Source organism: Pseudomonas sp. MYb185, assembly GCF_002979975.1.
Lineage (GTDB): Bacteria > Pseudomonadota > Gammaproteobacteria > Pseudomonadales > Pseudomonadaceae > Halopseudomonas.
In genome coordinates this window covers 368,049-381,880 of the sequence record NZ_PCQD01000001.1, presented here as the reverse complement: position 1 = coordinate 381,880, position 13,832 = coordinate 368,049, and the positions used below count along the sequence as shown (strand labels likewise).

The window sequence follows — 13,832 nt, the reverse complement described above, 5'->3', positions numbered from 1 at the left end:
GAGCGCCTGCTCGACGACGCGGTGGTTCGGGATCCCGCAGGGGCGCTACGCTCCGAAAACCGGGTTGTCGAGCACCCGCTCGACGACAGGGTTCAAACTCAATCGCGGAAGTTGTTGAACTGCAGCGGCATGTCCAGATTGGCCGCACGCAGCAGGGCCATGGCTTCCTGCAGGTCGTCGCGCTTCTTGCCGGTGACCCGGACCTGGTCGCCCTGGATCGCGGCCTGCACCTTGATCTTGGATTCCTTGATCTTGCTGACGATCTTCTTCGCCAGCGCCTGGTCGATCCCTGCGCGCAACACCGCCTCCTGCTTCACCTGCTTGCCGGAAGCATAGGCGTCCTTCACCTCCATGCACTGGATGTCGATCTTGCGCTTGGTCAGGCTCAGCCGCAGGATGTCCAGCAACTGCTCCAGCTGGAAGTCGGCCTCGGCGGTGATGGTCACCGTCAGGGCCTTTTCGTTGAACTCGAAGCTACCCTTGCCCTTCAGGTCGTAGCGGCGATCAAGTTCCTTCATGGCATTATCGACAGCGTTGGTTACTTCATGTTTGTCCAGTTCGGACACCACATCAAAAGACGGCATGGCTTGGCCTCAAATAAACATGATATTTATGACAGGTATGGCAGAACATCGACCTGACGTCATGGCATTATACCGGCGTCAGTTAAAAAACATGCAGCAGGGAGCTCAGACATGCCCAACCCCCAACTCAGCATAATGGTGGTGGACGATACCAAGTTCAGCAGTGCCGTCATAGGCCATGCCTTGTCCCAGGCGGGGTATACGGATATACGCTTCGCCACTTCCGCCATGGCCGCACTGGCCATGCATGAGGAGCGCGCCGCCAGCGTCATGGTCGCCGACTGGCTGATGCCGGAGATGGATGGGTTGCAACTGACCACACGCATTCGCCAGCGCGACGAACAGACCAGTCACTACACCTACGTCATGCTGTTGACCGCCCGGGAAGGCGACAATGTACTTGGCGAGGCGTTCGACCGCGGGGTGGATGACTTCATCAGCAAGTCGGCCATGAGCGAACAGTTGCTGCCACGCATCTATGCCGCCGACCGCATCACCCATCTGATCAATCGCCTGCTGGAGGAAAACCGCCTGCTGGCCAGCAACAATGCACAGCTGGAAGAGCACAACCTGGTCGACAGCCTGACTGCGCTGGGTAACCGCCGTTACCTGCAGCAACGCCTGGAGGATGCCCTGCAGGGTGTCGAGTCGCGCGGCGGCTTCTGCTCGCTGCTGGTGCTCGGCATACAGAATTTCGAGGATCTGGGCAGCCGCTACGGCGAAGCCGTGCAGCAGGAGCTGCTCAAGGGCATCGCCCGTCGCCTGCAACAGCTGGTCCGGCCGATGGACGTGACCGCGCGCATAGGTCCCGACACCTTCGCCATCTGCACCGTTGGCGACAATGCCGACGACTGCAAGCCCAACAGCTTCCGCCGCCTGCATGATGGCCTGAATCTCAAGGCATTCAAGACCAGCGAGGGCTACCTCTCGGTACGGGCCGGTATGTCGCTGAGCACCGTGGCCAAGCATGACCCGCGTATCAGCGCCGATCATCTGCTGCAGCAGGTGGAACAGCATCTGGGTCAGGCCTATGCCACCAACCTGATCACCGAAGTGCGGATGCCGCAACTTGTCTGAGACCCTGCACATACTCGGCGCCGGCAGCCTGGGTCTGCTCTGGGCGGCTCGCTGTGCGGATGCCGGGATCGACTGTCGACTGATCCTGCGCACACCGCAGGCACTGCGCGACTGGCACAGCCGCCACGATCAGCTGCTGCTGGAACAGCAGGGGTGCAGCCAGACCCTGCGCGTTGCGGCGGAGCTGGCCGGGGACAGCCAGCAGCCGATCCACCGGCTGGTGATCGCCACCAAGGCCTGGGCCGTGGCCGACGCGCTGGACAGCGTAGCGCCACGCCTGCAGGCCGACAGCCAATTGCTGTTGCTGCAGAACGGCCTGGGTAGCCAGCAGGCCGTTCGCGCACGCCTGCCGTCGCAGCGGGTGCTGTATGCCAGTGTCACCGATGGTGCCTGGAAACGGGAGGCCAACCACGTGGTCTGGGCCGGCATCGGTCAGACCCTGGTCGGCGATCCGCAGCAGCAACCGGCCCCCGACTGGCTGGCACTGCTCGGCCACGCAGGCATCGACTGGCGCTGGGAGCCGCAGATCATGCCGGTACTGTGGCTGAAGCTGGCGGTCAACTGCGCCATCAACCCCATCAGTGCCCTGCACGACTGTGCCAATGGCGAGGTGCCCGAGCGGGCCGGCGCCTCATTTGCACCCCTGCTGGCCGAACTGCACGCCCTGCTCGCCAGCCAGGACGTGGCGCTGTCGCTGCACCAACTGCGCGAACGCATCCTTGGGGTGATCCAGGCCACCGCCGCCAACAGCTCCTCCATGCGCCAGGACCTGACAGCCCACCGGCGTACCGAGATCGACTTCATCCTCGGCCACGCCTGCCGCACCGCCCGCCGCGTCGGCCTGGCCACGCCGGTACTCGACGCCCTGTACCGGCAACTGCAGAACCACCTGGCCGAACTGGGTCTGCCACAGGACTAGGGGCTGCTGAGGTTTCATTGCAAACCGCGTCAGCCCCCCAGCCCCAGACTCCGTCATCCTTCGCGCAGGCCGAGGATGACGAGGCTTGTAGCTTGTAGCTTGTAGCTTGTAGCTGCGCTAGTCTGGCCTCTTTTCCACAGGAGATCGGCCATGGGCTACCGCTTGAGCAAACTCTACACCCGCACCGGCGATGCTGGCACCACCGGCCTGGCCGATGGCAGCCGCGTCGGCAAGGACAGCCCCCGTATCGAGGCCATGGGCGCGGTGGATGAGCTGAACAGCTGCATTGGCGTGCTGCTGGCCGGGTTGACCAGCTCGGCCTTGCAGCCGGTACATGCCGCACTGGCGCCGGTGCAGCATCGCCTGTTCGACATCGGCGGCGAGCTGGCCATCCCCGGCGTCGATATCATCGAGGCGGCGGATGTGACCGAACTGGAAACGCTGATCGACGGCTTCAACGCCGAGCTGCCTCCACTGAAGGAATTCATCCTGCCCGGCGGCTCGCTGCCCATCGCCCAGGCGCACCTGGCCCGCAGTGTCTGCCGGCGGGCTGAACGCCGCTATCAGACGCTGGCCGGCAAGGAAACCATCAACCCCCAGGCCCTGGCCTACCTCAACCGCCTGTCCGACCTGCTGTTCGTGACCGCGCGCAGCATCGCCCGCCTGGAAGGTACCGCCGAGGTGCTGTGGCGACCCAAGCCGAAGCCGGTCGAGTAGTAGATTGGCCTGATAGCATGCATCGCGGCGAGCGGCGCGGTGATCCGACGCCGCTCTCATCAAACATTCCTGTATCAACCGGCAAAGCACCACGGGGCGGGAGCGCCTGCTCGCCGACGGTTCTCGGCGGCTACAAGTCCGTCGGCGTAGCGCCGGCGCGCCACACCCCGTTCACATATCCCTGGTTTGCTGCGCGCCAGCGCACCGCCGCAGGCGGGGCGAAGACTCCCACATCACCAGCGGCAGCTCAGCCCGGCGAGAAACCCGTCTCGAATACCGTCATTGCGAACCCGAAGGGTGTGGCAATCCATTGCTGGCCGATAACACCGAGCCCATGGATTGCCACGTCGGCAAAAAGCGCCTCCTCGCAATGACGGAATACCGGAACATCTGATCGGGCCACCCAACCTCGGCAGCCCTGGCGTGGAAGCCACATCGAATCACCGCACCGCAGGCGGCGATAGGGGGTTGCCGATGACTAGCGGCTCACCCCCACCCCGTTCACACTCGGAATGCGCTGATGATCTTCTGCAGCTCACCGACCAGCTCGCCCATGCGGCTACTGGCCTGCTCCGTGCGCCGTGCGCCATCGGCGGTGCGCTCACCGGACTGGTTGATCTGCACGATATTCTGGTCGATATCATGACTGACCGCCGTCTGCTGCTCGGCAGCGGCGGCAATCTGCTGGCTCTGGTCGACGATCTGGGTGACCGCGCGCAGGATGTTGTCCAGCGCCGACTGTACCTTCAATGAAGAATCCACCGCCTCGCCGGTCATGCTGTGGCTGCTGCCCATCGCCTTGACCGCCGCACCAACCCCATCCTGCAGCCGGGCGATCATCTGTTCGATTTCCTGGGTGGACTGCTGGGTACGCTGGGCCAGGGTGCGTACCTCATCGGCCACCACCGCAAAACCGCGCCCCTGCTCGCCAGCCCGGGCCGCCTCGATCGCTGCGTTGAGCGCCAGCAGGTTGGTCTGCTCGGCCACACCCTTGATGACATCCAGCACCCGGCTGATCGAAGCGCTGTCCTCGGCCAGGTTGTTGATCACCTTCACCGAGTTCTCGATTTCCATGGCCAGCTTCTCGATGCCATCCACCGAGGACTCCACCATGCGCCGGCCATTGACCGTTTCGTTGTTGACCTGTTCGGCGTTGGTCACCGCCAGCGCCGCGCTGCGCGCCACTTCCTGGGAGGTGGCGGCCATCTCGTTCATCGCCGTGGCCACCTGCTCGATCTGGGTTCGCTGAGCCTCTACCGCCTGGCTGCTTTCGGTGGAAATGCCCACCACCTGTTGCGACTGGTCGCTGACCTGCCCAGAGGTCTGGCTGACATGCCGGATCAACCCCTGGATACGCTCGATGCAGCCGTTGAACTCCCCCGCCAGATTGCCCAGTTCATCATGACTGACGACCTTGACCCGACCGGTCATGTCCCCCGCCGCTACCTGGCGCATGGTCGCGGACAGCTCGGAAATGGTGCGCCGGGTAGCCATGTAGAAGCCCAGGTACAGCCAGACGATAAGCAGCAGGATGACCGCCAGGGCGCTCACCAGAACCAGCATGGCGCGCTTACCCTCACCCAGCCGCTGGGTCAGGGCGTCTTCCAGGTAGCCGAGGATCGCCTCGCTGAAGCCGTGGGTCTTGGCCATCTCCGCACTGAGCCGCTCGAAGTAGCTGTCCCAACTGTCGTCATAGCTGGAAGCCATGATGATTTCATCCTCGAAAATCTCCAGCACCCGTTCCAGAGACTCGCTGCTGGCAGTCGCCGGGGCGCGCAGCGATTGCAGTTCCGGCTGTTGCAGGAACGACAGCGCCTGGGTGTAGTTGACCGCCAGGTGCTGAATCTCTTCCAACAGGCGGTCCATATCCCGGCTGGCGTCGGAGTTCAGGTACCCAAGGCCGATGGAATAGGACCCTATGGCCCGACCCATGCCGATGGTGGAGGTGATCTGTGGGGAATGGTTGACCAGCAGGTCAGTCAACTGGCGCACGTTGCGATCGTAGTCATGGGGCAGACCGCTGTAGGCGGCACTGAAGGTCAGCAACGAGAGTAGCTCAACATGCGCCTGGGTGGACATCTGGCCGCGATTGCGCAGCGAGGCGGTACCGATGCTCTGGTATTCAGCCACCAGCTCATCGCGCTTTTCGATCAGCTCCGCCGCATCCGCATCCGCACGGTTCAGGGGCAAGCCCTGCAGCCCGCCGATCAGCCGTTTGAGCACGTCGCCGCTGCGCTGCTCCAGCGCCGCGCCCTGCTCGCCCACCCCCAGGTGGAAGGCAGCGATATCCAGCCCGCGCAACCTTTCGGCATCGGTGATCAATTGGGTGACCTGCCCCAGCAACTGCATGGAATCAAGCGCATGCCGCGAGACCTGCACCCGCTCCCAGGCCTGGTTCACCAGCATGCCGCTGACCACTATGAGTGGAACGAAGCACAGGGCGCTGATCAGACAGAATTTCATGGCATAACCGAGTCGGTTCATCAATGCCATGGCGGGAGCCAATAGACTGTTCAAGTGCGTCTCCTTGTCGAACCGGGCTCCGTGTCGTCACACAGGCTGGTTTCTTAGAATAATTGTGCTGTTGTATAGCGCTGGGCGCAGCCGGCGTATGTCCTTCTATCTATCGGCCTGAGACAAGCTATCTTTAGCTCAACATGGACAGAAAGGCGATCACCACCGCCCAGGTCAGAATGGAGCGGACCAGCAGTTGCCGGGTATCGGCCAGCACCTCCTGCTGCTCATGTTCGAGCTCGGGCGCCAGCGCCGCCTGAGCGCAGCGGGTAGCCAGCTCACCACCCGGCAGCTCCCATTCGCCAGCCAGGCCACGCAGGGTTCGCAGGGTGATATCGAACTGCCCTACCAAGGCAAAGCTCAGCGCCAGCAGGCGCGCCGGTATCCATTCCAGGGCGTGCACCAGCAGCGCGGCGGGCCGCGTCACCGACTGTCCCTCGCGCCGACTGGCCAGTTCCAGCAGACGATAGCCCAGCGCACCCAACGGCCCGAGCAGCAGGTACCAGAAGGCCGGAACGAAATAGTCCTGCAGACTGGCCGTCACCATGCGCCCACGCACCGCTACCAGCAGCTCATCGGCCTGCTCGGCCGTGACTCCCAGCTGCTGCTCAGCCACCAGCGCAGCGGCCGCCTGATCCTGACGCCGCCAGGCCGCAAGGAAATCCGCATTCATCCCGGCCAGCGGGTCATGCCGGCCCACGCTCAGCAATAACAGCCCCACATGCAGCACCAGGGTGAACAGGCCGTAAGCCAGGCCCTCCACCAGCCAGAGCAGCAGCCCCACGGGTACCAGCAACAGCAGGACAGCAGCGACGGCGCCCCATTGCCGGCCGACACCGGCAGCCCGTGCCACCCAGGGCTGCAGGACATCCCGTGGATAGCCAGTACGCCAGGGCGTCCACAGCAGAATCAAGGCCACCAGCAGCAGTACCAGGAAATTCATCAGCAGCTCCCATCCTTCAGTGCGTCATCGGTCAGACGGTCCAGATACCGCGACCAGTCGAAACAGGGTCCGGGATCGGTCTTGCGGCCCGGAGCGATATGCTCATGGCCAGTGATCCGCTCGCGGGTGATCAGTGGAAAGGCTTGTTGCAGGGTGCGGGTCAGCGCGATCAGGCTGGCATATTGCGCATCGGTGAAAGGCTGATCATCGGTGCCCTCCAGTTCGATGCCCAGGGAAAAGTCGTTGCAGTTGTCACGCCCGGCAAAGCAGGACTGGCCGGCATGCCAAGCCCGCTGCAGACAGGAGACGAACTGGGTGATGCGACCGTCGCGCTCGACGAGAAAGTGCGCCGAGACCCGCAACTGGGCGATATCGGCAAAATAGGGATGGGCCGTCTCGTCCAGACTGCCACAGAAGAACGCCTGCACACAGCCGGTGCCAAACTGGCCTGGCGGCAGGCTGATGTTATGGATCACCAACAGGGAAATGTCCACGCCCTGGGGGCGCGCATTGAAATGCGCCGATGGGCAATGGGCTATTTCGCTCAGCCAGCCGCTGGCGGCGTCGATCTGCATGGACATCCGTACCCCGATAGCAAAAACGCTATGCTAGGGCGGCAGCCGCGTTGCCGCAAGCAGCGAATCTCAGGCCTTGCTGTCGCGCAGCTGACGCAAATTGCCGATGACCGACTCCAGCGCCCGGTCGAACAGCTGATCGTTCGCCAGCAGGCGGATCAGGCCCTGTTCATGGTGATGGACCAGGGCCAGGCGGCTGAACTCCGCGACCTTCATACCCGCCCGGTTGACGAAGATGTACTTGCCACTGAAGCTGATGATGGCCGCCAGTTTGCAACGCTGCGCCGGCTTGTCGGCCAGCCCGGACAGCTCGAACCAGCTGCCGGCATGCAGATTGTCGACCCAGGCCACCGCCGCGGCGTCTGGCAGGTCCTCGACCAGCAGGCACTGCTCCTCCTCGTCCTGCACCGCCAGTACCGGCTCATCGATGTGCACCATATCGGTGAGCACCGGGATGTCGCCATCGAGCGACCTGTCGTGCTGGGCCTGATAACTTGGTGTCGGCTCGGCCAACTCCAGACTGGCTCCTTGTTCGGCCAGCGTAACGGCGGAGAGCGTCTCGGTTTCCAAGCCCGCTACCGCTTGCAACGGCTCCGCCAAGACCGCCCGCTGCAGTGCCTGCAGCTGCGCCAGCTGAGGCGAGCCCTGCGGGTCTTCCTCACCGATCAGGCTCAGCCCCTCGCACAGCGCGCGACAGACCTCGGCATTCAGTGCCAGACGCTGGGCGCTCGTGCCCTCGCCCGGTACCTCGATGCTTTGCACCAATTGCCTGGCGGTGAGCTCCGCACAGCGCCAGGCACTGGAGTGCTCCCCTTCACGCAGAAAGGCCAACTGCAGTACCTGACTCCAGGTGTCGCGCAGCAGATCGACGGCGAACACCGGCAGGGTGCGCCCCAGCAGCAGTTCATTCAGCACCCTGGCGGCTTTGCTGCGGGCAGCTTCCACCCGGGCGCGCCCTTCTTCGGCATCGCGGGTGCGCTGCTCCAGCCGCTCCGCGCGGCGCTGCTCGATGCGCATGAACCCGGCCAGTTCCTCATGCATCTGCTCGAAGAATGCCGCGTCGGCCAATTGTTCGCCCAGCAGACGCTCGACCATGCGCTCGAGCAGCGCATGCAACTGGTCACGGCGCAGGTCGTCGTGATCGCTCCAGCCCATGGTTGCCCGCGCCAGCTCGTTGAGCAGGCGCCTGGCCGGATGGGAGGAGCGGTTGAAGAAACTCTTGTCGGCAATCGCCACGCGCAATATGGGCAGTTGCATGCGGCCAATCAGCGCCTTGAGCGCGGCCGGCAGTTGACTGTCGTCCAGCACCGCATCGAACAGCATCGACACCAGGCTGATGACGTCATCATCCACCCGATCGAGCTTGCGCACTTCGCCGGTCTGACGCTGCTGTTCGTGCAATTGCTGATTGATGTGCCCGCGCAACTCCCGGAGCGTGACACCCGGGCTGGCGCTCTGCAGGGCGGCGAAGCCACTGAGCATCCCGAGCAGCTCATCGCTACGCACCGGCGCCGCCGAAGGCGCGCCCAGGGCACTGAGCGCAACGTCACCGCTGGTATGGCGCCAGCTGCTGATCAGCTCGCTGAACAGTGACAGCACCTGCTGTTCGGAGCCCTCGCCCAGGGCCCCGCCCTGCTGGCTACGCGGCCCCGTGGCAGTGGCGGTACGTGGACGTTGCGCCACCGCGCCCTGCTTCAGGTCGGGGAGGATGCCGGCATTGATCAGCAGTTCGTTGACATCGATGTACAGCGAGTCGATGGAGTTGAAGACATAGCGCTCGAACATCTTGAGGATGATCAACCGCACCTTGATATCCAGGTTCAGGGGCGCGCAGCTGTCCGCGAACAGTTGTACCAGGTACGCCGGGGCCAGGGGGTTGCTGCTGTCATCCACCGGCGTCTTGACCAGGCTGTTGAGGCGCATGGACAGATGCGTGAGGCTGGCCTGATTGCGCGCATTGACCCGCCCGACCATGCCATCGAGCGCGACGGTCTGCTCCAGTTCGTCAGGCTGCACTAGGCTCAGGGTATCGAGGTCGAAGGCGACGGCATTGTCGGTGACGGCTGGGCGGCCATATTGCAGGCTGCCGAACTCGCGGTCCAGACCGTCGCAGCAGGACTTCTCGATGGCATGGCGCTGCAGGCGCAACAGGCGCATGGCATCGAAGAACAGACTCTGATCGGCGTTGTTGCCGGCCCGATCGGCCTTTTCGAAGAGGGTATCATCGGCATTGTCGAACAGCTCGCTGAGCCCGACCCGCAGGTAGGTCAGCGCCCGGTCCCGTACCGCCGCCAGCGGGGCGGACAGGGCGCCATGACGAATCTGCTGCCCGACGGGTGCGACGGAGGCGAGCGAAACTACCTTGTAATCCTTGGACATGCCTTCTCTCCGGGCAATCGGTCTGTCGCTAAAATACTGCCACGCCTGTGTGACGAATTTCTGGCGTCAAATTGCCGCAAGTATACATCCCTTTGGCAAATTCATCTGTATACCTCCTTGCAATTCCTTGCTGAATCTCACAGTTCCGCAATACAAAATAGCACTATGTCTCATTATTCGAAGATTCCGTTCATCGGGTATACTGCCTGCCTTTCAGCGACCGTAACGGAGCATCCCATGCCGAATATCACCCTCGACAGTCTGCAGTCTTCCATCCAGGAAGAAGTACGTCGTGCGCTGGCCGAGGACATCGGCGATGGCGACATCACTGCGGCGCTGATTCCGGCCGAGCGCCAGGCGCAGGCGACCATCATCTCCCGCGAGCCAGCCATTCTCTGCGGCACGGCCTGGGCCGATGAGGTGTTTCGCCAGGTCGACCCACAGATCCAGGTGCAGTGGCTGGCTGCCGATGGTGAGCGGCTGGAGCCGAATCAGCCGTTCTGCCAGCTCAGCGGCCCGGCCCGCGGCCTGCTCAGCGGTGAACGCTGCGCGCTTAACTTCATCCAGACCCTGTCCGCTACCGCCACCCGCAGCCGCTACTTCGCCGATCTGGTCGAGGGTACCGCGGTCAAGCTGCTGGATACCCGCAAGACCCTGCCCGGCCTGCGCCTGGCACAGAAATATGCGGTCACCTGCGGCGGCTGCCACAACCATCGCATCGGCCTGTTCGACGCCTTCCTGATCAAGGAAAACCACATCGCCGCCTGCGGCGGCATCCAGGCTGCGGTGACCCAGGCCAGGGCCCTGAGTCCGGGCAAGCCGGTGGAGGTCGAAGTGGAGAGCCTGGATGAGCTGCGCCAGGCGCTGACTGCCGGTGCCGACATCATCATGCTGGACGAGCTGAGCAACGAGGACATGCGTACCGCAGTGCAGATCACCGCCGGCAAGGCCAAACTCGAGGCTTCGGGCGGCATCAATGAAAGCACCCTGCGCGCCGTGGCCGAAACCGGGGTCGACTACATCTCCATCGGCAGCCTGACCAAGGACATCAAGGCCGTGGACCTGTCCATGCGCCTGAGCATGTAGGGTTACCGGACAACCCTTGTGTTGGGCGTGCACCTGGATTGCCGCGCCCTTCGGACTCGCAATGACAGATACGCCCCCTCGTCATTGCGAACCGCAAAGCGGTGAAGCGATCCATAGGCACGGACCAACAGAGACTGTCAGCGGCTTACCTCGCCTGCAGGTGCGCCAGCAGCGCGTGGCAGTCCGGGACATGCAGGTCGGTGAGTTCCGGCCAGGCATTGTCCGGGAAGACCAGGCAGGTGTTGCAGCCAGCCGCCCGGCCCGCCTGCAGATCGAAATGGAAGTCGCCGACCATCACCGCCTCGCTGCGCTGCAGTTGCCAGTCAGCGAGCAGATGGTGAATGCCATCCGGGGCCGGCTTGGGCGGTGCATCGTTGCGGCCGATGATATGTTCCGGCGCAAAGCAATCAAGTATGCCGATACGTTCGAGGGAGGCCATCGCCACCTGGCGCAGGTTGCGCGTCAGAATACCCAGGTGCATGCCGTTGCCATGCAGCTCACGCACCAACTCGGCGGCACCCGGCGCCGGCGCCACTTCGGCGGCCAGGCGCAGCTCGATGGCATCGAGCCGGGCATTGAGCTGCTCACGCTCGGCAATTGGCAGACGACCCAGGTGCACCAGGATGTCCTCATCGGCAGGAATGCCCAGCTCCCATCGGATCGCCGGAAAGTCGTGCTGGGCTACCGTCAGGGTGCCATCCAGATCGAAGATCCAGCCACGCGCCTGCATGTCATTTATCCTGCTGGCTGCGGTCGCGCATCAGCGACTCCTGGGCCACCGACGCCACCAGTTCACCAGCGCGGTTGTATACCAGGCCACGGGACAGGCCACGCGCGCCACTGGCAGACGGGCTGTCCATGGCGTACAGCAGCCAGTCATCCATGCGCAACGGGCGGTGGAACCAGACCGCATGATCGAGGCTGGCCACCTGCATGTGCGGCGACCAGCTGGAAATACCATGCGGCAACGCAGCCGTGCTGAGCAGATTGAAATCCGAGGCGTAGGCGAACAGGTAGCGGTGCAGCTGATCGTCGTCGGGGAGCTGGCCGTCGGCCCGGAACCAGATGTACTGCACCGGCTCGGAGCGCGTCGGCTTGAACGGGTTGTAGCCATTGACCCGGCGGATCTCGATCGGCTTGGCGCACAGCACGCTTTCGCGCACGGCTTCGGGCAGCAGATGCTGGTTCTCCAGGCAGACTTCCAGTTCGTTCTTCAGCCCTTCCGGCCCCGCCACCTGTGGCATCGGCGACTGGTGAGACACGCCCCGCTCCTCACCGTGGAAGGATGCCATCAGGGTGAAGATCGCCCGGCCCTTCTGGATGGCACTGACCGTGCGGGTAGTGAAACTGCCACCGTCACGGGGGGACTCCACCTGATAGACGATCGGCAGGCTGGCATCGCCCGGACGCAGGAAGTAGCCATGCACCGAATGGACCTTGCGCTCGGGCGCGACGGTCTGGCTGGCCGCCGACAACGCCTGGCCCAGCACCTGCCCGCCGAACAGCTGGCGAAAACCCAGATCCTCGCTTCTGCCGCGGAACAGGTTTTCCTCGATCTTTTCCAGGGCCAGCAGACTGACCAGATTATCCAGCAATTGGCTCATAACGATTCCTCGACTATCTTCCGGCCAAGGGCCGGAGCGAACGACGCAGGTTCGCGACAGAGTGTCGCACCCCAAAGGAGGGGGATTTTAAACCCCGGCGCCCAATTCTTACAGTGTTCCCTTGTTAATGCCGCCCTGGCAGGGTCTGCGCTACACTGCGCGGCAATTCACAATGGAACCGAGCATGCCCGTAACCTCCCCTTCCCAGCGTCCCCTGGTCGCCGTCATCGGCGGTGGCCCCGCCGGCCTGATGGCCGCCGAGCAACTGGCCCGGACCGGCCTGCGCGTAGCCTTGTATGACGCCATGCCCTCGGTCGGGCGCAAGTTCCTGCTGGCTGGCGTCGGCGGCATGAACATTACCCATTCCGAACCGGCCGAGGCGTTTGCCGGCCGCTACCGCGAAGCCGCTCCCTGGGTCGGCCAATGGTTGCAGCAACTGGACGGCCCGGCGCTGCGCGAGTGGATTCACGGGTTGGGTATCGATACCTTCGTCGGCTCCTCCGGCCGGGTGTTTCCCGCCGATATGAAAGCCGCGCCGCTGTTGCGGGCCTGGCTCAAACGCCTGCGCGACAGCGGCGTGCAGTTGCATACACGTCACCGCTGGCAGGGCTGGGATGCACAACAGCATCTGCTGTTCACCACCCCGGAGGGGCAGCAGCAGGTTGAGGCGGCCGCCGTGGTGCTGGCACTGGGCGGCGGCAGTTGGGCGCGACTCGGTTCGGATGGCAGTTGGGTACCATTGCTGCGCGAGCGCGGGGTGGCGGTGCGCGAATTGCTGCCAGCCAACTGCGGCTTCACCGCCAACTGGAGCGAGCATCTGCGCCAGCGCTTCGCCGGCCAGCCGCTGAAGCAGGTGATCGCCAGCGTGACCGGCTGCGATGGCCAGCAGCATCAACGCCGCGGCGAGTGCATCGTCACTGCAGACGGGCTGGAAGGCAGTCTGATCTATGCCCTGTCCGCACCGCTGCGCGAACTGATCCAGCAACAGGGATATGCCGAGCTGCAACTGGACCTGGCACCCGACCGCAGCCATAGCCAGTTGGCCAGCCTGCTGGCCCAACCACGCAAGGGGCAGTCCCTGTCCAGCATTCTGCGCAAACGCGCCGGACTCGACGCGGTGAAAAGCACCCTGCTGCATGAGTGCCTGGACAAGTCGCAACTGGCTGACCCCGAGCAACTGACCGGGGGTATCAAGGGACTAACGATTCGCCTGCTGGCTACCCGTCCGCTGGATGAGGCGATCAGCAGCGCCGGGGGTGTCATGGCCCAGGCGCTGGATGAGCGGCTGATGCTCAAGGCGATCCCCGGCGTGTTCTGCGCCGGGGAGATGCTCGACTGGGAAGCGCCGACCGGCGGCTATCTACTCACCGCCTGCTTTGCCAGCGGACTGGTGGCGGCGCGGGGCGTGATCGACTGGCTGGGGGAATAACAGCG

At 64.0% G+C, this 13,832-nt stretch carries 12 protein-coding genes; 5 read left to right on the top strand and 7 right to left on the bottom strand.

Annotated features, from left to right (window positions below; genetic code table 11):
* Positions 1 to 98: 98 nt before the first annotated feature.
* Positions 99 to 584, bottom strand: a complete 486-nt coding sequence (locus CQ007_RS01750) for a YajQ family cyclic di-GMP-binding protein (RefSeq protein WP_105643184.1) — start codon at positions 582 to 584, stop codon at positions 99 to 101.
* A 111-nt stretch (positions 585 to 695) separates the two neighbouring features.
* Between CQ007_RS01750 and CQ007_RS01745 the strand changes: the two genes are divergently transcribed.
* From CQ007_RS01745 to CQ007_RS01735, 3 genes are all read left to right on the top strand, one after another.
* Complete coding sequence (locus CQ007_RS01745; protein WP_105643183.1) at positions 696 to 1,661, top strand: diguanylate cyclase domain-containing protein; 966 nt, start codon at positions 696 to 698, stop codon at positions 1,659 to 1,661.
* Positions 1,654 to 2,580, top strand: a complete 927-nt coding sequence (locus CQ007_RS01740; RefSeq protein WP_105643182.1) for a 2-dehydropantoate 2-reductase — start codon at positions 1,654 to 1,656, stop codon at positions 2,578 to 2,580. Before CQ007_RS01745 ends, CQ007_RS01740 begins: the two co-directional genes overlap by 8 nt.
* Before the next feature lie 150 nt (positions 2,581 to 2,730).
* The gene (locus CQ007_RS01735) at positions 2,731 to 3,297 is read left to right on the top strand and encodes a cob(I)yrinic acid a,c-diamide adenosyltransferase (protein ID WP_105643181.1); all 567 of its coding nucleotides are present in this window, start codon (positions 2,731 to 2,733) and stop codon (positions 3,295 to 3,297) included.
* A 501-nt stretch (positions 3,298 to 3,798) separates the two neighbouring features.
* Here the strand turns inward: CQ007_RS01735 and CQ007_RS01730 are convergent.
* From CQ007_RS01730 to CQ007_RS01715, 4 genes are all read right to left on the bottom strand, one after another.
* Positions 3,799 to 5,814 (bottom strand): methyl-accepting chemotaxis protein, encoded by a 2,016-nt coding sequence (locus CQ007_RS01730; RefSeq protein ID WP_105643180.1) that lies wholly within the window; start codon positions 5,812 to 5,814, stop codon positions 3,799 to 3,801.
* A gap of 130 nt (positions 5,815 to 5,944) precedes the next feature.
* Positions 5,945 to 6,754, bottom strand: coding sequence for a regulatory signaling modulator protein AmpE (gene ampE / locus CQ007_RS01725; protein ID WP_105643179.1), 810 nt, complete (start codon positions 6,752 to 6,754; stop codon positions 5,945 to 5,947).
* Positions 6,754 to 7,329 (bottom strand): 1,6-anhydro-N-acetylmuramyl-L-alanine amidase AmpD, encoded by a 576-nt coding sequence (gene ampD, locus CQ007_RS01720; RefSeq protein WP_105643178.1) that lies wholly within the window; start codon positions 7,327 to 7,329, stop codon positions 6,754 to 6,756. The genes ampE and ampD overlap by 1 nt, the downstream gene beginning before the upstream one ends.
* A 69-nt stretch (positions 7,330 to 7,398) precedes the next feature.
* A complete protein-coding gene (locus CQ007_RS01715; RefSeq protein WP_105643177.1) occupies positions 7,399 to 9,708 on the bottom strand; it encodes a DUF1631 domain-containing protein in 2,310 nt (769 codons plus the stop codon).
* A 237-nt stretch (positions 9,709 to 9,945) separates the two neighbouring features.
* Between CQ007_RS01715 and nadC the strand changes: the two genes are divergently transcribed.
* The gene (gene nadC, locus CQ007_RS01710) at positions 9,946 to 10,794 is read left to right on the top strand and encodes a carboxylating nicotinate-nucleotide diphosphorylase (RefSeq protein ID WP_105643176.1); all 849 of its coding nucleotides are present in this window, start codon (positions 9,946 to 9,948) and stop codon (positions 10,792 to 10,794) included.
* Positions 10,795 to 10,939: 145 nt separating this feature from the next.
* Here the strand turns inward: nadC and CQ007_RS01705 are convergent, their stop codons facing one another.
* Both CQ007_RS01705 and tesB read right to left on the bottom strand, forming a co-directional pair.
* On the bottom strand, positions 10,940 to 11,524 hold the full coding sequence (locus CQ007_RS01705; protein ID WP_371919774.1) for an HAD family hydrolase: 585 nt from the start codon (positions 11,522 to 11,524) through the stop codon (positions 10,940 to 10,942).
* A 1-nt stretch (position 11,525) separates the two neighbouring features.
* Complete coding sequence (tesB, locus tag CQ007_RS01700; RefSeq protein ID WP_105643174.1) at positions 11,526 to 12,398, bottom strand: acyl-CoA thioesterase II; 873 nt, start codon at positions 12,396 to 12,398, stop codon at positions 11,526 to 11,528.
* Between the two features lie 184 nt (positions 12,399 to 12,582).
* Here tesB and CQ007_RS01695 point away from each other — a divergent pair, with 184 nt between their 5' ends.
* The gene (locus CQ007_RS01695; RefSeq protein ID WP_105643173.1) at positions 12,583 to 13,827 is read left to right on the top strand and encodes a TIGR03862 family flavoprotein; all 1,245 of its coding nucleotides are present in this window, start codon (positions 12,583 to 12,585) and stop codon (positions 13,825 to 13,827) included.
* The last annotated feature ends 5 nt before the right edge of the window (positions 13,828 to 13,832 follow it).

What these genes read in the sequence shown, in the direction of transcription:
- CQ007_RS01750 (WP_105643184.1), bottom strand. Translation starts at nt 584, where the DNA reads ATGCCGTCTTTTGATGTGGTGTCCGAACTGGACAAACATGAAGTAACC.
- CQ007_RS01745 (WP_105643183.1), top strand. Translation starts at nt 696, where the DNA reads ATGCCCAACCCCCAACTCAGCATAATGGTGGTGGACGATACCAAGTTC.
- CQ007_RS01735 (WP_105643181.1), top strand. Translation starts at nt 2,731, where the DNA reads ATGGGCTACCGCTTGAGCAAACTCTACACCCGCACCGGCGATGCTGGC.
- ampE (WP_105643179.1), bottom strand. Translation starts at nt 6,754, where the DNA reads ATGAATTTCCTGGTACTGCTGCTGGTGGCCTTGATTCTGCTGTGGACG.
- ampD (WP_105643178.1), bottom strand. Translation starts at nt 7,329, where the DNA reads ATGCAGATCGACGCCGCCAGCGGCTGGCTGAGCGAAATAGCCCATTGC.
- CQ007_RS01715 (WP_105643177.1), bottom strand. Translation starts at nt 9,708, where the DNA reads ATGTCCAAGGATTACAAGGTAGTTTCGCTCGCCTCCGTCGCACCCGTC.
- nadC (WP_105643176.1), top strand. Translation starts at nt 9,946, where the DNA reads ATGCCGAATATCACCCTCGACAGTCTGCAGTCTTCCATCCAGGAAGAA.
- CQ007_RS01705 (WP_371919774.1), bottom strand. Translation starts at nt 11,524, where the DNA reads ATGCAGGCGCGTGGCTGGATCTTCGATCTGGATGGCACCCTGACGGTA.
- tesB (WP_105643174.1), bottom strand. Translation starts at nt 12,398, where the DNA reads ATGAGCCAATTGCTGGATAATCTGGTCAGTCTGCTGGCCCTGGAAAAG.
- CQ007_RS01695 (WP_105643173.1), top strand. Translation starts at nt 12,583, where the DNA reads ATGCCCGTAACCTCCCCTTCCCAGCGTCCCCTGGTCGCCGTCATCGGC.